Source organism: Sulfitobacter delicatus (assembly GCF_900102535.1).
In the GTDB taxonomy this organism is placed as follows: Bacteria; Pseudomonadota; Alphaproteobacteria; order Rhodobacterales; family Rhodobacteraceae; genus Sulfitobacter; species Sulfitobacter delicatus.
The window spans coordinates 1-18,458 of the sequence record NZ_FNBP01000016.1 but is presented as its reverse complement, the minus strand read 5'-3'; the positions used below and the strand labels follow the sequence as shown (position 1 = coordinate 18,458).

The window sequence follows — 18,458 nt, the reverse complement described above, 5'->3', positions numbered from 1 at the left end:
ATGTTTCGGCGGCATTGCCGTCCTGCCACCACCGGGGAGTGAATACCGATGATTGCCTTTTTCCGAGCCATCCGCAAGAAGATGCACCTGCTTCTGCTGCCTCTCTTTGCGGCGGTCCTCGCGGCCTGTCAGCCTGTCGCCATCACCGGCGGCAATACCGGCGGCCCGCGCATTGATACTTCGGCCCCTGTGCCGGTGGCGCTTCTGGTGCCCCGCGGTGGCTCCGCAAGCGACAATCTGCTTGCCCAGAACCTTGAGAATGCAGCGCGTCTGGCGATGCGGGATCTTGGCGGCGTTCAAATCGATCTGCGCGTCTATGGCACAGCCGGCAATGCCAGCCAGGCAGCTTCCGTTGCCTCTCAGGCCGTGAATGAGGGCGCGAAGATCATCCTTGGGCCGGTTTACGGCGAAGCGGCGAATGCGGCGGGCGTCGCTGTCGCGGCATCTGGTGTGAACGTGCTGTCCTTCTCCAACAACCCAACCATTGCAGGCGGCAACGTCTTTGTGCTTGGACCCACCTTTGCCAATACCGCGAACCGGCTGGTGAGCTTCGCCAAGCGCAGCGGTAAGGAAAAGATCGTTGTTCTGCATGGCCAAGACCTTGCGGGCCAATTGGGACGCGATGCCATTCTGCAAGCAATCAGCGCCAATCGCGCCACACTTGCAGGCACCGTTGACTATGCCCTGAGCCAAGAGTCCGTTGTCGCCGCCGTGCCGCGGGTCAAAGCGGCCATCGACAGCACTGGCGCGGATGCTTTGTTCCTGACGACCTCTTCGGCCAGCGCCCTGCCGCTTTTTGCGCAATTGCTGCCGGAGGCTGGCGTGCAAGCTGCGACAACGCAATACATGGGTCTGACCCGTTGGGACATTCCTCCGCAGACATTGGAACTGCCCGGCGTTCAGGGTGGCTGGTTCGCGCGGCCTGATACGGCGGCGAGCACGGCCTTCTCCAACCAGTACAAAGCGGCCTATGGCAGTGATCCGCACCCGCTCGCCGGGCTGGCGTTTGACGGGATGGCAGCGATTGGATCGCTGGTGAAAGCTGGTAAGTCCAACGCTCTCTCTGGTGCCGCGCTGACACAGGGCGCAGGTTTCAAAGGCGCCAGCGGCATCTTCCGTCTGCGCCGGGATGGGACCAACGAACGTGCGCTGGCTGTGGCCACGATCCGTGACAACCGTGTTGTGGTGATTGACCCCGCCCCCCGCGGCTTTGGCGGCGCCGGTTTCTAAATTGGACCTCGCTAAGACGACAACAATATCAGGCGCGCGTCGACACCCGCGCCTGATTTGCGCTCCCGAGCAGATTTTCGACGTCGAAGCCGTACAGCAGGCGCTGTCACAGCTCGACACCACCCTCGAAGGCGCCGCACTGCGGGCCGATATTGTGGCGGTGCTGCGCAGCACACAAGAAGCGGGCCGCGCCGCAATTGCCGCCGCTTTTGCGGAATCGCCCTTTGATGCCCGGGCGATGACCTCTTCCTATACCTATCTAACCGACCAACTGATGCGGGCGGTTCTGGGCATCGCCAGTCAAATTTTGCACCCCAATCCGAACCCGACCGAGGGTGAACGGCTCGCCATGATTGGCGTGGGTGGCTATGGCCGGGGCGAGATGGCACCACATTCGGATGTCGATCTGCTGTTTCTTATACCATACAAAGCTACCGCATGGTCCGAGAGCGTCATTGAATCGATGCTCTATATCCTTTGGGATCTAAAGCTGAAGGTCGGCCATGCGACCCGCACCATTGACGAATGTATCCGCCTCGGTGCCGATGATTTCACCATCCAAACCGCCCTTTTGGAACATCGGTTTATCGACGGGGACATCAGCCTGGCGAATGAACTCGACACCAGCCTGAAGAACGACCTCTTCGCCGGCGCGGGCCGCGATTTCATCGAAGCGAAACTGGAAGAGCGCGACAACCGCCATCTAAAACAGGGCGAGCGCTATGTCGTGGAACCCAATGTGAAGGAAGGCAAAGGTGGGCTGCGCGATCTGCACTCGCTGTTCTGGATCGCCAAGTTCATTCATGACGTCGACCGTGTCGCCGATCTGGTCGAACTGGGCGTCTTCCGCGCCGATGAATACGACACGTTTCGCGAGGCCGAAGCCTTTCTCTGGGCCGTGCGGGGCCATCTACATCTACTTGCAGGCCGCGCCACCGAACAGCTCACTTTTGACATGCAGGTGCAGGTCGCCAAGGTCATGGGCTATGAAGACATCGGCGGACGGCGCGGGGTCGAGGTCTTTATGCAGGCCTATTTCCGCCATGCCACAGCCGTGGGCGATCTCACACGCATCTTTGTGACCGGGCTGGAAGCCAGCCATATGAAGGCCGAGCCGCTGTTAGAGCGTATTTTTCGCCGGCGCCCCAAGATGCGCGACGGTTTTCAGGTCGTGCACAACCGGATCGCGGTAAAGGACGACGACGAATTCCTGTCTGACAAGCTGAACCTGCTGCGCATTTTCGAAGAAGCTTTGCGCACCGGTATGTTGATCCACCCAGACGCCATGCGGCTGATTAAAGCCAACCTATCGCTCATTGACGACGATATGCGCCGCACGCCCGAAGCACGGCGTATCTTCCTCGACCTTCTACTAAAGCACGGCAATCCCGAGCGCGCCCTACGCCGGATGAATGAGTTGGGCGTACTCAGCGCCTTCATCCCCGAGTTTGAGCCCATTGTGGCGATGATGCAGTTCAATATGTATCACAGCTACACGGTGGATGAGCATACGATCCAATGTATCGCCCATCTGGCCCGGATCGAAAAAGGCGAGCTGGAAGAGGAACTACCCGTCGCCTCTTCGATCCTCGAGCGCGGCGTGAACCGCAAGGTGCTCTATGTGGCGTTGCTGCTGCATGACATTGGGAAAGGGCGGCCCGAGGACCATTCGATTATTGGCGCGAAGCTTGCGCGACGGATTGGCCCGCGGCTGGGGCTGAAGCGCGATGAGGTTGATACGGTAGAATGGCTGGTGCGCTACCACCTGCTGATGTCCGACATGGCACAGAAACGCGACATCGCCGACCCGCGCACCGTGCGGGACTTTGCCAAAGCGGTGCAGACGGTCAAACGGCTCGACCTGCTCTGCGTGCTGACGGTCTGCGACATTCGCGGCGTTGGGCCGAACACATGGAACAATTGGAAAGCCGTCCTAATCCGCGCGCTCTACCGTCAGACAGAACGGGCGCTGGAGACCGGGCTCGAGGACCTCAACCGAGAGAACCGGGGCGCCGAAGCCAAGAAGACCCTGCGTGCCGCGTTGAAAGACTGGCCGCGCAAGGTGTTGCAGCGTGAAACCGCGCGCCACTATCCGCCCTATTGGCAGGGCCTGCATGTAACGGCCCATATCGCTTTTGCCGAAATGCTGCGGGACATTGGCAATGACGACATCCGCATCGACCTGCACCCGGACGAAGACCGCGGCGCCACCCGTGCCTGCTTTGTTATGGCCGACCACCCCGGCATCTTTGCGCGTCTCGCGGGCGCGCTGGCACTGGTGGGGGCAAATGTCGTCGATGCGCGCAGCTATACGACTAAGGACGGTTTCGTGACCGATGCCTTCTGGATTCAGGACTCCGAAGGTCATGCGTTTGAATCTGCACGGCTGCCGCGTCTGCGCGAGATGATTGAAAAGACCCTGCGCGGTGAGATCGTCGCCCGCGATGCGCTTAAATCCCGTGACAAGGTCAAAAAGCGCGAGCGGGCCTTTAAGGTGCCAACGCATATCACCTTCGACAATGAAGGGTCGGAAATCTACACAATCATCGAGGTCGACACCCGCGACCGGCCCGGCCTGCTCTATGACCTGACGCGCACTTTGGCGGCTTCCAATGTTTATATCGCGAATGCGGTCATCGCGACCTATGGCGAACAGGTGGTCGATACCTTCTACGTCAAAGATATGTTTGGGCTGAAATACTATACCGAAGCCAAGCAGCGCGTGTTGGAGAAACGCTTGCGCGAGGCGATTGCGGCCGGGGTCGAGCGCGCGGAGAAGTAGAAAACAGCAGGCAAATCGGCGAAGTTTTGCCGCCCGCGAGATCAAAGCTTTGCTTCTGGCACTGGATCATCAAAATCCCCCCAACCCGGCTGAAGCCGGGGTTTTCATGACTGAGGGACATATGAGCGTCACACGCGCCACACCGCCATCGCGAGGCCTCATGGCCCTTGGGGCCATTCTCCTACTTACCAGCGCCTGTGCCAAAGCGCCTGCTGTTATCGAGAGCTATGATTTTGGCGGGCTTGATCCGCAGCGTCACTTCATGGCGGTGCAGACCGCGCAAGACATGCGCGCCAAGGGCCAACGCGTTTGGTGCGTGCCCTTTGCCCGCAATGTCAGCGGCATCCAAATTCGCGGAAATGCAGAAAAATGGTGGGGCAAGGCAAAAGGGCTTTATCCGCGCGGGAAAGATCCTGTCGTGGGTGCGGTCATGGCCTTTAGTGCGACGAACTCCATGCCCATGGGCCATATCGCCGTGGTGTCCGAGGTTGTCTCGCCCCGTGAAATTCGGGTGGACCACGCCAATTGGAAGCGCAATCAGGTCTCGCTGAAAATGGCGGTGATCGATGTGTCCAAAGCCAACGACTGGTCCGCTGTGCGGGTTGAGAGCCAACCCGGCAGCTTTGGGAAGACCTATCCGATCAACGGCTTTATCTACCCTACCGGCGCCTGAGCGCCCCACCGCCGGACAAGATCGCGGCCCCCTCAAGCGGGCCGCGCTGCATTGCGCCGCCAGCCTGCCCGCGCTAGGGAATGAGCAGCGCAACTCAAGGCTCCCCCAATGAAACCCATTCGTCTTATGTCCGGCTTTTTCACTGTCGGGGTCTGGACCCTGCTGAGCCGTGTGCTCGGGTTCCTTCGTGAGGTGCTGCTGCTGTCGCTCATTGGCCCCGGCCCGGTCATGGACGCCTTTGTCGCCGCCTTCCGCCTGCCCAATATGTTCCGCCGCTTCTTTGCCGAAGGCGCATTCAATGCGGCCTTTGTCCCGATGTTTGCCAAGAAGCTGGAAGGTGAAGAGGGCGCTGGCACCTTTGCCCGCGATGCCTTCAACGGGCTCGCGATGGTGGTGCTGGTGCTGACGGCATTGGGCATGATCTTCATGCCCGGTCTGGTCTGGCTGACCGCCGAAGGCTTTACCGGCGACGAGCGATTTGATCTGACTGTCGGTTTTGGCCGGATCGTCTTTCCTTACATCCTTTGCATGTCACTGGCGGCGCTGTTTTCGGGTATTCTGAATGCCACGGGCCGTTTTGCCGTGGCTGCCGCAGCACCCGTTTTGCTGAATATCTTTGTCATCGCCGCGATGAGCATTGCGGCCTTCACAGGCGGTACCGTTGCGCTCTGGCTGGTCTGGTCGATCCCGCTGGCAGGCGTGGCGCAACTGGCGCTGACTTGGCGCGCGGCGGCGCAGGCTGGGTTTGCGCTGCGTCCCTCGCGGCCCCGCTGGACACCGGACATGCGCGCGATGATCCTGATCGCCCTGCCCGCGGCTCTGGCCTCAGGCGTCATGCAGATCAACCTTGTGGTCGGGCAGTTGGTCGCCAGCCAATACGACAAGGCCGTTTCATGGCTCTTTGCCGCTGACCGACTGTATCAATTGCCGCTGGGGGTGGTGGGGATTGCCGTAGGCATCGTGCTGTTGCCGGACCTCTCTCGCCGGCTGCGTGCCGGGGACAACGACGGCGCGCAGACCGCGCTTAGCCGCGCGGCTGAGATTTCGCTGGCACTTACCATCCCGTCGGCTGTCGCGCTGATCGTCATTCCCTTTGCCCTGGTAACAGTGCTGTTTGAACGCGGCGCGTCGAGCGTGGATGACACCGCGGCCATCGCCACGGCGGTGATGATCTATGGCCTCGGCCTGCCCGCATTTGTGCTGCAAAAAATCTTGCAACCAGTCTATTTCGCCCGCGAAGACACCCGCCGCCCGTTCCACTTTGCCATTGTCGCGATGGTGGTGAATGCCGCCCTCGCCGTCGGCTTGGCCCCCTGGGTCGGTTGGCTCGCCCCTGCCATTGCCGCCACGACCGCGGGCTGGACCATGTTCGCCTGTCTTGCCATCGGTGCGCGGCGCTATGGCGCGGCAGCCAAGTTCGACGCGCGCTTTCACAAGCGCATCTGGCGCATTCTGATCGCCTCGGCAGCGATGGGCGGTGCGCTATGGCTTGGCAACGCGGCGCTGCAACCGATGCTGGGCCTGCCGTGGTGGCGTGGGCTGGCGTTGGTACTGCTCATCCTGATTGCCGCAGTCAGCTATTTTGGCATTGGCCAAATGATCGGCGCCTTCCGGCTCTCCGAGTTCAAACAGGCCGTGCGGCGCGGTTAACGCTGCTGCAATCGCGCCCTTAGTCGTGCCCATTCGCCGGGCGCGACAAGGAAACTGAGACCAAAGCCGCAAAAGAACCCGGCCAGTTCCGCGACCCACAGAAGGCCGGTCTCAAAGAAAATGCCCCAGAAAAGTTGCAGGCCCATCAGCAGGGCAATCAGCGTAAAGGCCTGATACTGCGGCTCGCCTGAGCCTAGAAGCCGTCGCCACATCACGAAACTATAGCCCCCAATGAGGCCGTAGACGTTGGGATAGGCACCGGCCAACCAAACCGGATCGTTCAGGAGCGCGCCATATACCAGCGCGCCGCCGACGCCTGACAGCACAAAGATCACCACAAAGGCCAGTTGCCCCATCGCCTCGGCCACCATCTTGCCCAATGCCAAGAGCAGCACCACGGCAAAGATCGCATGGGTGAAGCCCAGATGGACAAAGGGATAGGTGACCACGCGCCAGATGTGCTCAATCGGGTACTGACCTGCCCCGATCATCGCGTCGAATATCAGACCGGAGAACCCATAGTCGCGCACCAGCCCAAGACGCCAGCCCACTGCACCGGGGCCACCGACCAGCCCGGCTTCGGCCAGCGAGAGCACCACCTCGACCCCGGCGATGGCCAGAAAGAGCACGACGACCGCGGGCGGCAGTGGGTTTACGGGGGGCTGAAGATCAGGGTCTTGCATGGGCGCTCCTTGACGGGGTTCGCGGCCAGAAGTAAGCCTGCCGCGCAAGACTTTCCAGCCCAGAGGTACGTTCCATGTCAGAGAACCAGTTCACCCCGCGCGTGTTTTCCGGCATTCAGCCCTCGGGCGACCTGCATTTGGGCAATTATCTGGGCGCACTGAAACGCTTTGCCGATGCGCAAGAACAGGGTGTTCAGTCGATCTATTGCATGGTCGATCTCCACGCGATCACCGTCTGGCAAGACCCGGCGGACCTGAAAAAAAGCACCCGCGAGCTTTGCGCCGGTTTCATCGCCTCGGGCATCGATCCGGAAAAATCCATCCTGATCAACCAGAGCCAAGTGCCCGAACACGCGCAGCTGGCTTGGATATTTAATTGCGTCGCCCGCATGGGCTGGATGGGCCGCATGACCCAGTGGAAGGACAAGGCCGGCAAAAACGCCGAGGCCGCGTCTCTGGGGCTCTTTGCCTACCCAGCGCTCATGGCCGCCGACATTATGATCTACCACGCCACCCATGTGCCGGTGGGCGAGGATCAGAAGCAGCACCTGGAACTGACCCGCGACATCGCGGCCAAGTTCAACCATGACTATGGCGTCGATTTCTTCCCGCTGGTCGAACCGGTAATCGAAGGGGCGGCCACGCGCGTCATGTCCCTGCGTGATGGGACAAAGAAGATGTCGAAGTCTGATCCCTCTCCCGCAAGCCGCATCAATCTGACCGACGATGCCGACACGATCGCCAAGAAGATCCGCAAGGCAAAGACCGATCCCGATGCACTGCCGTCCGAGGCAGAAGGGCTGAAGGAACGTCCCGAAGCGCGCAATCTTGTGAACATTTATGCAGCCCTGAGCGACCAGTCGGTCGAACAGGTCTTGGCAGAGGTCGGCGGACAGCAGTTTGGCACCTTCAAACCAGCGCTGGCAGAACTTGCCGTGGCCAAGATGGCGCCAATCACTGCCGAGATGAACCGGCTGATGGGTGACGAAGCCGAGATCGATCGTATCCTTGCACGCGGCGCAGAACAGGCGCGCGAGATCACTGCGCCGATCCTTAAGCGCACTTATGAGATCATCGGCATGGTCGGCTAACGGACGGGGCTGCGCGCAGGACTGCACAGCCCCTCTGCACCCCTGCGCAATTGCCTTGGGTTGCTTGCACTGTCACCTTTGGCCGAACAGCAAAAGGACAGAGCGATGACCCACCCAAGCGTCGGCCATGTGCATCTCAAAGTCGCTGACCTTGACCGCGCCATTCATTTCTATCGCGACCTGCTGGGCTTTGCCTTAACCCAGCGTTACGGCGATCAGGCGGCGTTCTTGGGGGCCGGTGGCTATCACCATCACATCGGTCTCAACACATGGGAAAGCGCCGGAGCCACACCGCCCCCGCCGGGGCATACCGGCCTTTACCATAGCGCCATCCTCTACCCTGACCGACTGCAACTGGCGCGCGCTCTGCGTCGGGTACTGGAGGCGGGCATTACGTTGGATGGGGCGGCGGACCACGGCGTCAGCGAAGCGGTTTACCTCCGCGACCCGGACGGCAACGGGGTCGAGCTTTACCGTGACCGGCCAGAGGCGGATTGGCCCCGGGATGCAGACGGCGGATTGAAAATGGTCAACGCGCCGCTCGACGTCGCGGCGTTGCTGGCCGAGGCCAGCTGACAGCCGCCATATGGACAATCCCGCCGCCCTGCGCCAGTTTCGCGTCTAACGGGATAAGGGGCGACGCCATGGCAACAGGCTTTTTCTGGGACGAACGCTGTTTCTGGCATGCGGGCGGCAATTACGTCTTTACCATGCCAGTGGGCGGGCTGGTGCAGCCCATGACGGCGGGAGGGTTGCCGGAGAACCCCGAGACCAAGCGGCGGCTCAAGAACCTGCTGGAAGTGACCGGGTTGTTTGCAGAACTCGACAACCGCAGCGCAGAGCCTGCCAGCTATGAAGCGTTAGCGCGGGTGCATCCTGAAACTTACCTCGACGAGTTCAAACGTCTGTCGGATGCAGGCGGCGGCGAATTGGGGCGTTGCGTGCCTTTTGGTAAGGGCGGCTTCGAATTGGCCGCGCTCTCAGCCGGACTGGCCGTCGCGGCGGTAGATGCGGTCGCGACAGGGGAACTCGACAACGCCTACGCGCTTAGCCGTCCACCGGGGCACCACTGTTTGCCGGAGGATCCGAACGGTTTTTGCCTGCTCGCCAATATCCCCGTTGCCATTGAGGCGGCTCAGGCCAAGGGTCTGGCAAAGCGGGTTGTGGTGCTAGACTGGGATGTGCACCACGGCAATGGCACGGAGGCGATCTATTACGACCGCGACGATGTGCTGACGATTTCGCTGCACCAGCAGGGGAACTACCCGCTCGACACTGGCGCTTTGCAGGATCGCGGGCGCGGCGCCGGTGAGGGGTACAACATCAACCTGCCGATGCACGCAGGCTCGGGCCACACCGCGTACCTTCATGCGATGGACCGGGTAGTGATCCCGGCGATTGAGGCCTTTGAGCCCGATTTGATCATTGTCGCCTGCGGCTATGACGCTGCTATGATCGACCCATTGGCTAGGATGCAAGCGACGGCGGCGACATTCGCTGCGATGACGCGGCGTATGCGTGACACTGCCGCAAAGCTCTGCGGTGGCAAGCTGGTGCTGGTGCATGAGGGCGGCTATTCCGAAGCCTATGTGCCCTTTTGCGGCCATGCCGCCATTGCCGCCCTAGCGGGCAGCAACACCGCTGCCCCCGACCCGCTGGCCCGATCTTTTGAGATCCGCCAGCCGGCCCCTGACTTTGATGCCTTCCTGCGCCAGTCGATTGACGATATGGCGCGGCAACTGGACCTATGAGAGACCCTGATGCCAACACCTGACCCCGCCGCCCTCGCCTTTTTGCAAAACCGCCGCTCGCGACCTGCCAAGACGCTCTGCCCCCCGGTGCCCGAGGCCGAAGCCCTCCGACCGCTGCTGACGGCTGCTGCGCGCACACCGGATCATGGCAAGCTTGAGCCTTGGCGTTTCGTCGTCATCAACCGGGCGGCGATGGAACGTCTGGCCAATGTAGTGGAGACCCGCGGCGCGGCACTTGGCCTACCTGCCGAAGACATCGCCAAAGGCCGCAGCCAGTTTGACCAAGGTCATCTGGCGGTTGCGGTGATCGAGGTGCAGAAGCCTTCGCCCAAGATCCCCCCTCTTGAGCAGACCTATTCGGCAGGTGCCGTCTGCCTTGCGCTGCTGAACGCAGCACTGGCGGCAGGTTGGGGAGCCAATTGGCTAACCGGTTGGCCAAGCCATGATCGCGGTTTCATGGAGGAAGGGCTGTCGCTCGCCTCGCACGAGCGTATCGCGGGAATCATTCACATCGGGACCGAGACAACCGCCCCGCCCGAGCGGCCGCGCCCGGACATCGACCGGATCACCACATGGCTGTAGGCGTCATCTTACGGTCCTTCACCCGCGCGTTAAGTCAGCTGGGCGATAGCCGCTTTCGCCGGGTGGTCCTGCTGGGCGTAGGCCTGTCACTAGCGCTGCTCATCGCGGCGACGGCGGGATTTGCCTATCTGGTGGAATGGGTCACGCCCGAAGACGCTTGGCTGCCGGTGCTGGGCGAAGTCAACTGGCTCGACGATCTGCTCAGCTGGGGCGCGCTCTTGCTGCTGATGATCCTGTCAGTCTTTCTGATGGTGCCAGTGGCCTCGGCAATCTCATCAATGTTTCTCGACGATGTGGCTGATGCTGTGGAAGAGGTCCACTACCCGCAACTGCCCCCCGCTCATAGAATTGGCCTCGGCGATTCCATACGCGATACGGTGAACTTCCTCGGCGTATTGATCGGGGCGAACCTGCTGGCGCTGATCCTCTACCTGCTCTTCGCCCCGGCGGCCCTGTTTATCTTTTGGGGGCTGAACGGCTTCTTGCTGGGCCGAGAGTATTTCACCCTCGCCGCCCTGCGCCGCCATGACCGGGCCGAGGCGAAACGCCTGCGCCGCCGCCATGCCGGTACGATCTGGATGGCCGGGGTGCTGATGGCGGTGCCGCTGTCGGTACCGCTCATCAACCTGTTGGTGCCGATCCTAGGAGCGGCGACCTTTACCCACCTGTACCATTCGCTGGTGCCGCGTTCGGGTGCAGCCAACCTTCGATATCCGCAACGCTGATCCAGCCCGACAGGATAATCGTCGCGCAGATCGCCCAGATGATCGCAGCGACCAGCGTCGTCCACAGCGCCTTGCGCCCCAGATGATGATGCTCCGGTGCGCCTGCATGGGTGCCGGGCACGATTTCACCCATGTCCCCTTGGGTCTGCACCCGGATCGGCAGGGCGACCAGAAAGGTCATCGACCAGATGACGGCAAAGAGCACGAGGCCCGAGACGATGCCCATGCTCAGACCTCCTCAAGCTCAACGAGTGCACCGTTGAAATCTTTCGGATGGAGGAAAAGCACCGGCTTGCCATGGGCACCGATCTTCGGCTCGCCCGTGCCCAACACCCGCGCGCCGGTGGATTTCAAATGGTCGCGCGCGGCGATGATGTCATCGACCTCATAGCAGATGTGGTGAATACCGCCGGCAGGGTTCTTTTCCAGAAACCCGTTGATGGGGCTGTCGGCACCGAGCGGATGCAGCAATTCAATCTTGGTGTTCGGAAGTTCGATAAAAATGACGGTTACACCGTGATCCGGCTCTTCTTGCGGCGCACCCACATTGGCGCCAAGCGCGTGGCGATACTGATCCGCCGCGGCTTCAAGGTCTGGCACGGCAATGGCCACATGGTTCAGACGTCCGATCATTCTGCAAGCTCCTGCTGATTTGGCCGCAATATGCCCACCCCACTGCAAAACAACAATGCGTCACGTTAACGCGTCATTAGCCAACGCGGCGTAACCATTGCGAAACGAATGCTGTTGGAGGCGATGATGGACGATACCGACCCTTTTGCGAAAGCCACCCCTGCCCCCACGGCAGCGCGCCCCCTGCTGGGCTTGACCGTTCTGGTGGTGGAAGACAGCCGCTTTGCCTGCGAAGCGTTGCGACTGCTGTGCCTGCGCTCGGGGGCGCGTATTCGCCGGGCCGACTGCCTGCGCTCCGCCCGCCGGCACTTGCAGGTGTACCGCCCCACTGTCGCGCTGGTGGACCTTGGCCTGCCGGATGGCAGCGGGTTGGACCTGATTACGGAACTGACCCAAAGCCAGCCGCGGATTGAAGCCATTATCGCGATCTCCGGCGATACTCATATGGAGCCGGATGCGCGCGCGGCAGGTGTCGATGGGTTCCTGTCCAAACCGATCACCTCGCTCTCATCGTTCCAAGAAGCTATCCTCTCCAGCCTGCCCGCGGACCGGCGGCCCACAGGACCGCGCATGCTGCCGGATGAAACCGTCGCCCCCGACCGGATCGCCTATCAAGACGACATGGCCCATATCGCTGATGTGCTGGAAGACCCGCCAGATGAACATGCGCTCGACTATGTGGCGCAGTTCCTTTGCGGGGTCGCGCGTGCGGCGGATGACAGCGGGCTTGAGGCTGCGGCTCGGGCATTGGCGCATAAACGCGCCTTAGGGCAGCCTGCCGGGTCAGAAACGGCGGCGCTGGCGGGAATGATCCAACATCGGCTGTCAGAGAAGATCGCAATTTAACAAAGACCGTAGGCTCACGCGCCTGCTGCTTTGGGCCTAGAGTGCCGGATCGCTCGCTGCCCGGACGAGTGCTGTCAAATCGCCTAGCCGCTCCTTTTGTTGGCCCTGCGCATCGAAATTGCTCGGGGAAAGCCAAGCCTCAAGGGCTTCTTTCAGCGCAGGCCATTCCACATCGATTGCTGCAAACCAAGCGGTGTCGCGGTTGCGGCCCTTCACCACCGTCGCCTGACGAAACACACCTTCATAGCTCAACCCCAACCGCTGCGCGGCCCGGCGAGACGGAAGGTTGAGTGCATCGCATTTCCACTCGAACCTGCGATAGCCTGCCTCGAAGGCCCATTGCATCATCAGAAATAGCGCCTCTGTGGCCGCCGCGGTCCGTTGCAGCGCGGGGCTGAAGTTGATGTGGCCGACTTCGATACTTCCGGCTTGCGGATCAATCCGCAAAAAGCTTGCGACGCCCTCCCATTGCCCCGAAGTCTGGTTCTGTACTGCCATGAAATAGGGGTCGGGCTTGGCTTCGCTGTCGCGCACCCAGCGGTGATACTGCGAGGCCGAAGAGAACGGACCATAGGGCAAGTAGTCCCAAACATGATCCGCGCCGACATAGGCCCGGTAAAGCAGCGCTGCATGGTCAACGGCAGAGAGCGGCTCAAGCCGCGCATAGCGCCCGGCCAGCACCTCCCCACCCGGGCGACGCGGCGGTGTCCAGTTCTCAACGGGTGCCCCGAGCGGGCGATCGGCATGCGATTGGTTCATAGAAAAACTTATGCACAAACCCCGAACACCGCCAAGAGCAGAACGCGCTTGGTCCCACACCCACAGGCCGTGAAAGAAACGAAAAGGCCACACATTCATGCCACATTCAGCATTCAACTTTATGTTGATCACCAAGGAACGGCCCACGGGAGGGTGACATGAGCGACGAAGCAGAACAGACGCCAACCCAGACCGCAGCACAGCCCGTCGACTGGATTGTGCTTAGCGCCAACATCCTTGGCCTCAGCATCGTGGTGCTTGCAGCGTTCCACGCAAATGCGGGCGGGGCGATCCAGCAGGTCGCAAGATCCGCCGGGAGTGGCGCGATCTTCTAGCGGCGGAACCCCTCAGGCAGCTGCGGCGTTATCCGAAGGTACCACCAAAGGATATTCCCATGCCCTCCATTTATGATGCGATCAAAGCCGATCACGACGATCACCGCACCCTTCTGAACACCATCGCCGAGACTGAAGGCGACAGTGCCGAGCGCCGAGAAGCTTGGGAGACGTTTTATAATGACGTAAAATCCCATGCCGCCGCCGAAGAAGAGACCTTTTATTCCAAGCTCATGTCCGAAACATGGGGACAGGATCACGCGCGCCACTCGGTGCATGAGCACCAGCAGTTGGATGACCTGATGGAAGAGCTGCGCGAGACCGATATGTCGTCTTCTGCATGGCTCACCACCTTCAAAAAGCTGAAGCACGACTATGAGCACCATATGGACGAGGAAGAAGAAGACCTCTTCTCCCGCGCCAAAGAAGTGATCGGTGAAGAGGACAACGACAAGTTTGGCGAGGCCTTCCTTACGCGCAAGGACAAGGAAGCCAAGCTGATTGAAGAAAAGCGCGAGGACAGTCTGGAAGACTGACCGCCAAGCAAACCGCTTCTGAATCGAAAAACGCACCGGACTGCGCCGGTGCGTTTTTCTGTTCTAGCGCGGGGCAAGAGCCCTCATGCAGATCACTCTTGCGGAATGACCCGTAGGCCCAGTTCCATCAGCTGGTCGCTGGTCGGCTCGCTGGGCGCATCCATCATCAGGTCTTCGGCACGCTGGTTCATCGGGAAGAGGATGACCTCGCGGATGTTGGCCTCTTCGGCCAGAAGCATGACGATCCGGTCGATGCCCGCCGCACAACCACCGTGGGGCGGGGCGCCGTATTGGAAGGCGTTGACCATGCCGCCAAAACGCTTGCGCACCTCGTCTTCGCCGTAGCCCGCAATCTCGAAAGCTTTGAACATGATCTCAGGCTTGTGGTTCCGGATCGCACCGGACACCAGCTCATAGCCGTTGCAGGCAAGGTCATATTGATAGCCGAGCACCTCGAGCGGATCGCCCTGCAACGCTTCCATCCCACCTTGGGGCATGGAGAAGGGGTTGTGCTCAAAGTCGATCTTGCCGGTTTCTTCGTCCTTTTCGTAGATCGGGAAATCCACGATCCAAGCAAAGGCGAAACGGTCCTTGTCGGTGAGGTTCAACTCCTCGCCGATCACGTTCCGCGCACGGCCTGCGACAGCTTCAAAGGACTTTGGCTTGCCGCCAAGGAAGAAGGCCGCATCGCCGACCTCAAGGCCCAGCTGCTGGCGGATCGCCTCGGTGCGCTCAGGCCCGATGTTCTTTGCCAGCGGGCCTGCTGCTTCCATGCCATTGCCCTGATCGCGCCAGAAAATGTAGCCCATGCCGGGCAGACCTTCTTTTTGCGCAAATGCGTTCATCCGGTCACAGAACTTGCGGCTGCCGCCTGTGGGCGCAGGGATCGCGCGGATCTCGGTGCCGTCCTGCTCCAGCAGTTTGGCAAAGATCGCAAAACCGGAATCGCGGAAATGGTCCGAGACCACCTGCATCTTGATCGGGTTGCGCAGGTCGGGCTTGTCCGAGCCATACCACAGCGCAGCGTCCTTATAGGAGATCTGCTCCCACGTCTGGTCGACCTTCTTGCCGCCGCCGAACTCTTCGAAAACGCCTGCAATCACCGGCTGGATCGTATCAAAAACGTCCTGCTGGGTGACAAAGGACATTTCCATGTCGAGCTGGTAGAAATCGGTGGGCGAACGGTCGGCGCGCGGGTCTTCGTCGCGGAAACAGGGCGCGATCTGGAAGTATTTGTCAAAGCCCGAGACCATGAGCAGCTGTTTGAACTGCTGTGGGGCCTGCGGCAGGGCGTAGAATTTGCCCGGATGCAGGCGCGAGGGCACCAGAAAGTCGCGCGCGCCTTCGGGGGACGACGCGGTGATAATTGGCGTCTGAAACTCGCGGAAGTTCTGATCCCACATGCGCTTGCGGATCGAGGTCACCACATCCGAACGCAGGGTCATGTTCTTCTGCATCTTCTCGCGGCGCAGGTCGAGGTAGCGGTAGCGCAGACGCGTCTCCTCGGGGTATTCCTGATCGCCAAAGACCTGCAATGGCAGTTCGGCGGCCGAGCCCAGCACTTCGATGTCGCGGGCATAGACCTCGATCGCGCCGGTGGGCAACTTGGGGTTCACAAGGCTTTCGTCGCGCGCCTTGACTGTGCCGTCGATGCGCACGCACCATTCGGCGCGGACTTTTTCCATCTCGGCAAAGGCCGGGCTGTCGGGGTCACAGATGACTTGGGTGATGCCGTAATGGTCGCGCAGGTCGAGAAACAGCACACCGCCGTGATCCCGCACCCGGTGCACCCAGCCGGACAGGCGGACGTCGTCGCCCTTGTTCTCGAGGCTCAGATCGGCACAGGTATGGCTGCGATAGGCGTGCATGATGGTCCCTTCCTAGGGCTGTTTCCAGTTTCGGCCAGGTACACCTTTTGCCGCTCAGGAAGTCAAGTGCGCGCTGCCAATAACGCCGCGCCGGGCAGTAAAATCACGCATTCTACCGCGGCGGCTGCGTTCACCGGGTAGATGGGAGCGCAAACCAATCGGAGAGGGAGCCGCCCCTCTCCGATTGGCGCTACAACCTGCCTACGCTGCGCACCGATAGAACCCGCGGTAGCCCGCGCTCAGCCCAGCATCCAGCTCCAAGATCATATCCGCCTCTTGGGTCGCGCCGCTGGCGTTCAACGCGTCGCCGCTTGGAGATTGGATCTTGATCGTCATGCCGTCCGACGTTGTCTCAAACCCGCGGGCGAGGTCCGGTGTATCGGTCATATCGACACCAACCAAATCGCCGCTCAGTTTGACAATGCCCGCCGTACCTTCAGGCGCTACGCCGGTCACGAACACAGGATCGCTGTCGGATGTATAGGAGAACGAGCAAACTGGCCCACTAGGAAGAGCCTCTTCAATTTCTGAATCTTCCAAGAAGCCCGGGTCCAAGATGGCGACATTGGCTGTCGAAAGGGCCTCTTCAAGACTGGCGATCTTTGTCGGCTTCTTAGGTTCTTTATCCAGTTCCGACTGCACGCCACGGGCGTCGATATCATCCACCAGATACCGCATCTCTGCGATTTCCTTATCCTGCGCAAATATGATCTCGTCAGCAAGCTTGCGCACCCGCGCATCTTCGATATTCGCGCGGCTCGATGTCATGATTGCAATCGAATGGTGCGGGATCATCGCGCGCATATAGCTGGTGTCGCCTACTGTGGTCTGGCTGCGGACCAACCAGAGAGAGCCCGCGAATACGACAATCGACCCGGCAAAAATCGCAATGTTCAACGCTTTGTTCGAATACATCGAAAGCATGTAGGCCAACATGATAAAGGCCATCGTGGCCCCCATGAGAACAGCCATATAGGCGCGGGTCTCTGACCAGAACAGGTGGGTGGTTAGATAGGTGTTGAGGTACATGAGGATGAACATGACCACTGTCGAGGTCACAATCATCGCAGCAAATTTCCAATAAGACATAGCCGTTTCCTCCTCTGCTAGCGGAGCGTCTTCCGCTATCCTTCGACTGAAAAACAACTTTCCCACGCTGGAGGGTTCCGAAGTGCTGCGCTTTTTGAAGAAGCGCTCTTCGGGCGCGGTAGGCGGGCGAGGCGAATTAGACCAACTGCGCTGGCATGCTAGATCGGAGGGAGTTCGCCACCTAGGGTTCGACGAGTAACTACTTATAGAATTAGGGTCTATCGCTCCGCCCCTCTAGCGTCCTTGGCTTTATCTTGAAGATATTATCGCTCAGTGGGTCTTAGTTACCCTCTATAAGCGCAATGCGGACGACGGGCGGGGAAGCTGCGTTCTATTGGCTGATCATGCTTCCATCAGTTCGGCCTGCTGAAACCAGTCTTCCGAGACTGGCCCACGCAGCCCGGTAGCGGAATACCCAAACGCATAAAGGCCTGCCGAAGCGGCAGGCCTTTATGAAAGCGCTAGAGCGCATCTAATTGGTTGCGGGAGTAGGATTTGAACCTACGACCTTCAGGTTATGAGCCTGACGAGCTACCGGGCTGCTCCATCCCGCGCCAATGCCCTCCGTCTAAACTTAACGCCGAGAGGCTGCAAGGGGCTTCGCACGAATAATCGAAAAATTCTTGAGTTTTTCTGCACGGCCTTTAGCTTTCGCGCGCCAAAGTTATCCATGCGAAAGTGCGGACCATAGTTCATGCCAATAGGCGCGGCACGTTGGGTCTAACGGCTGGGATAAAGCTTTGAGGTGCAGCCTTATGCGCCTACTGAGGACAAGCCAAGACTAAGTCCCAACAAAGCAAAACCGCCGCAGCTTGTTTGCTGCGGCGGTTTTGTTATTGGTCATCGTATCGAGAGATACTTTATACTAGGAACTTATTAGGTTTGGCGATGACCTACTCTCCCACGTCTTAAGACGCAGTACCATCGGCGCTACGGCACTTAACGGCTGGGTTCGGGATGGGACCAGGTGTTTTGCTCGCGCTATGATCACCAAACCAAATAAATTCCTGATAAAGCGCTCTGCTCTGCAGAGCGACGGCGGGAGGCAGGGTATCCGAAGGATGCCCGTTCCCGCTCCGTCACCACTGAAGCGCAAAGCGTTGTTATTTCCAAGTCATGTACAACTGATTGTATGTGTATGCTTTTGATAGATAAGTCGAAGTCTTGCTTCTACTGGATCAAATCAAGCCTATCGAGCAATTAGTACCAGTCAACTGAACGTGTT

The 18,458-nt window shown here is 60.2% G+C and carries 18 protein-coding genes, 1 tRNA gene and 1 rRNA gene; 12 read left to right on the top strand and 8 right to left on the bottom strand.

Annotation, left to right across the window (positions count from 1 at the left end; translation table 11 throughout):
• The first annotated feature begins 48 nt into the window (after positions 1-48).
• The 4 genes from BLS57_RS18295 to murJ all read left to right on the top strand — a co-directional run bounded on the left by BLS57_RS18295 (position 49) and on the right by murJ (position 6,335).
• On the top strand, positions 49-1,230 hold the full coding sequence (locus tag BLS57_RS18295; protein ID WP_093744096.1) for a penicillin-binding protein activator: 1,182 nt from the start codon (positions 49-51) through the stop codon (positions 1,228-1,230).
• A gap of 1 nt (position 1,231) precedes the next feature.
• Entirely contained in the window at positions 1,232-4,012 is a 2,781-nt protein-coding gene (locus tag BLS57_RS18290; RefSeq protein WP_093744120.1) for a [protein-PII] uridylyltransferase, read from the top strand.
• A 121-nt stretch (positions 4,013-4,133) separates the two neighbouring features.
• Positions 4,134-4,685, top strand: coding sequence for a CHAP domain-containing protein (locus tag BLS57_RS18285; protein ID WP_167356470.1), 552 nt, complete (start codon positions 4,134-4,136; stop codon positions 4,683-4,685).
• A gap of 108 nt (positions 4,686-4,793) precedes the next feature.
• Complete coding sequence (gene murJ / locus BLS57_RS18280; RefSeq protein WP_093744095.1) at positions 4,794-6,335, top strand: murein biosynthesis integral membrane protein MurJ; 1,542 nt, start codon at positions 4,794-4,796, stop codon at positions 6,333-6,335.
• On the opposite strand, the gene BLS57_RS18275 is transcribed toward murJ, so the two are convergent.
• Entirely contained in the window at positions 6,332-7,018 is a 687-nt protein-coding gene (locus BLS57_RS18275; RefSeq protein WP_093744094.1) for a rhomboid family intramembrane serine protease, read from the bottom strand. The genes murJ and BLS57_RS18275 overlap by 4 nt on opposite strands.
• Positions 7,019-7,092: 74 nt before the next feature.
• Here BLS57_RS18275 and trpS point away from each other — a divergent pair, with 74 nt between their 5' ends.
• The 5 genes from trpS (at position 7,093) to BLS57_RS18250 (ending at position 11,167) form a co-directional block, all read left to right on the top strand.
• Positions 7,093-8,109, top strand: coding sequence for a tryptophan--tRNA ligase (gene trpS, locus BLS57_RS18270; RefSeq protein WP_093744093.1), 1,017 nt, complete (start codon positions 7,093-7,095; stop codon positions 8,107-8,109).
• A gap of 105 nt (positions 8,110-8,214) precedes the next feature.
• Complete coding sequence (locus BLS57_RS18265; protein ID WP_093744092.1) at positions 8,215-8,685, top strand: VOC family protein; 471 nt, start codon at positions 8,215-8,217, stop codon at positions 8,683-8,685.
• Positions 8,686-8,753: 68 nt separating this feature from the next.
• Positions 8,754-9,860, top strand: coding sequence for a class II histone deacetylase (locus tag BLS57_RS18260; RefSeq protein ID WP_093744091.1), 1,107 nt, complete (start codon positions 8,754-8,756; stop codon positions 9,858-9,860).
• Positions 9,861-9,869: 9 nt separating this feature from the next.
• A complete protein-coding gene (locus BLS57_RS18255) occupies positions 9,870-10,442 on the top strand; it encodes a nitroreductase family protein (protein ID WP_093744090.1) in 573 nt (190 codons plus the stop codon).
• Positions 10,433-11,167, top strand: coding sequence for an EI24 domain-containing protein (locus tag BLS57_RS18250; protein ID WP_093744089.1), 735 nt, complete (start codon positions 10,433-10,435; stop codon positions 11,165-11,167). Before BLS57_RS18255 ends, BLS57_RS18250 begins: the two co-directional genes overlap by 10 nt.
• On the opposite strand, the gene BLS57_RS18245 is transcribed toward BLS57_RS18250, so the two are convergent.
• On the bottom strand, positions 11,100-11,393 hold the full coding sequence (locus BLS57_RS18245; RefSeq protein ID WP_093744088.1) for a DUF1467 family protein: 294 nt from the start codon (positions 11,391-11,393) through the stop codon (positions 11,100-11,102). The two genes, BLS57_RS18250 and BLS57_RS18245, sit on opposite strands and share 68 nt — an antisense overlap.
• 2 nt (positions 11,394-11,395) lie before the next feature.
• The gene (gene mce / locus BLS57_RS18240) at positions 11,396-11,800 is read right to left on the bottom strand and encodes a methylmalonyl-CoA epimerase (RefSeq protein ID WP_093744087.1); all 405 of its coding nucleotides are present in this window, start codon (positions 11,798-11,800) and stop codon (positions 11,396-11,398) included.
• A 126-nt stretch (positions 11,801-11,926) separates the two neighbouring features.
• Here mce and BLS57_RS18235 point away from each other — a divergent pair, with 126 nt between their 5' ends.
• Positions 11,927-12,646 carry a response regulator gene (locus tag BLS57_RS18235; protein WP_093744118.1) on the top strand — a complete coding sequence of 240 codons (720 nt, stop codon included), beginning with the start codon at positions 11,927-11,929 and terminating at the stop codon, positions 12,644-12,646.
• Between the two features lie 36 nt (positions 12,647-12,682).
• On the opposite strand, the gene BLS57_RS18230 is transcribed toward BLS57_RS18235, so the two are convergent.
• A complete protein-coding gene (locus BLS57_RS18230) occupies positions 12,683-13,405 on the bottom strand; it encodes a GNAT family N-acetyltransferase (protein ID WP_093744086.1) in 723 nt (240 codons plus the stop codon).
• A 158-nt stretch (positions 13,406-13,563) separates the two neighbouring features.
• On the opposite strand from BLS57_RS18230, the gene BLS57_RS19815 reads away from it, so the two are divergent.
• Positions 13,564-13,740: a hypothetical protein gene (locus BLS57_RS19815; protein ID WP_167356469.1), complete on the top strand. Its 177-nt coding sequence runs from the start codon at positions 13,564-13,566 to the stop codon at positions 13,738-13,740.
• Positions 13,741-13,799: 59 nt separating this feature from the next.
• A complete protein-coding gene (locus BLS57_RS18225; protein WP_093744085.1) occupies positions 13,800-14,276 on the top strand; it encodes a hemerythrin domain-containing protein in 477 nt (158 codons plus the stop codon).
• 92 nt (positions 14,277-14,368) lie between these two features.
• Here BLS57_RS18225 and aspS read toward each other — a convergent pair whose 3' ends face one another.
• The 4 genes from aspS to rrf all read right to left on the bottom strand — a co-directional run bounded on the left by aspS (position 14,369) and on the right by rrf (position 18,228).
• A complete protein-coding gene (gene aspS, locus BLS57_RS18220; protein WP_093744084.1) occupies positions 14,369-16,144 on the bottom strand; it encodes an aspartate--tRNA ligase in 1,776 nt (591 codons plus the stop codon).
• 201 nt (positions 16,145-16,345) lie between these two features.
• Positions 16,346-17,233: a DUF305 domain-containing protein gene (locus BLS57_RS18215; protein WP_093744083.1), complete on the bottom strand. Its 888-nt coding sequence runs from the start codon at positions 17,231-17,233 to the stop codon at positions 16,346-16,348.
• A 477-nt stretch (positions 17,234-17,710) separates the two neighbouring features.
• Positions 17,711-17,787 (bottom strand) — tRNA-Met (locus tag BLS57_RS18210).
• 326 nt (positions 17,788-18,113) lie between these two features.
• A 5S ribosomal RNA gene (gene rrf, locus BLS57_RS18205) occupies positions 18,114-18,228 on the bottom strand.
• Between the last annotated feature and the right edge of the window lie 230 nt (positions 18,229-18,458).

Bases quoted from the DNA above. Each gene is read 5' to 3' on its own strand.
- BLS57_RS18295 (WP_093744096.1), top strand. From the start codon at position 49: ATGATTGCCTTTTTCCGAGCCATCCGCAAGAAGATGCACCTGCTTCTG.
- BLS57_RS18285 (WP_167356470.1), top strand. From the start codon at position 4,134: ATGAGCGTCACACGCGCCACACCGCCATCGCGAGGCCTCATGGCCCTT.
- murJ (WP_093744095.1), top strand. From the start codon at position 4,794: ATGAAACCCATTCGTCTTATGTCCGGCTTTTTCACTGTCGGGGTCTGG.
- BLS57_RS18275 (WP_093744094.1), bottom strand. From the start codon at position 7,018: ATGCAAGACCCTGATCTTCAGCCCCCCGTAAACCCACTGCCGCCCGCG.
- trpS (WP_093744093.1), top strand. From the start codon at position 7,093: ATGTCAGAGAACCAGTTCACCCCGCGCGTGTTTTCCGGCATTCAGCCC.
- BLS57_RS18265 (WP_093744092.1), top strand. From the start codon at position 8,215: ATGACCCACCCAAGCGTCGGCCATGTGCATCTCAAAGTCGCTGACCTT.
- BLS57_RS18260 (WP_093744091.1), top strand. From the start codon at position 8,754: ATGGCAACAGGCTTTTTCTGGGACGAACGCTGTTTCTGGCATGCGGGC.
- BLS57_RS18255 (WP_093744090.1), top strand. From the start codon at position 9,870: ATGCCAACACCTGACCCCGCCGCCCTCGCCTTTTTGCAAAACCGCCGC.
- BLS57_RS18250 (WP_093744089.1), top strand. From the start codon at position 10,433: ATGGCTGTAGGCGTCATCTTACGGTCCTTCACCCGCGCGTTAAGTCAG.
- BLS57_RS18245 (WP_093744088.1), bottom strand. From the start codon at position 11,393: ATGGGCATCGTCTCGGGCCTCGTGCTCTTTGCCGTCATCTGGTCGATG.
- mce (WP_093744087.1), bottom strand. From the start codon at position 11,800: ATGATCGGACGTCTGAACCATGTGGCCATTGCCGTGCCAGACCTTGAA.
- BLS57_RS18235 (WP_093744118.1), top strand. From the start codon at position 11,927: ATGGACGATACCGACCCTTTTGCGAAAGCCACCCCTGCCCCCACGGCA.
- BLS57_RS18230 (WP_093744086.1), bottom strand. From the start codon at position 13,405: ATGAACCAATCGCATGCCGATCGCCCGCTCGGGGCACCCGTTGAGAAC.
- BLS57_RS19815 (WP_167356469.1), top strand. From the start codon at position 13,564: ATGAGCGACGAAGCAGAACAGACGCCAACCCAGACCGCAGCACAGCCC.
- BLS57_RS18225 (WP_093744085.1), top strand. From the start codon at position 13,800: ATGCCCTCCATTTATGATGCGATCAAAGCCGATCACGACGATCACCGC.
- aspS (WP_093744084.1), bottom strand. From the start codon at position 16,144: ATGCACGCCTATCGCAGCCATACCTGTGCCGATCTGAGCCTCGAGAAC.
- BLS57_RS18215 (WP_093744083.1), bottom strand. From the start codon at position 17,233: ATGTCTTATTGGAAATTTGCTGCGATGATTGTGACCTCGACAGTGGTC.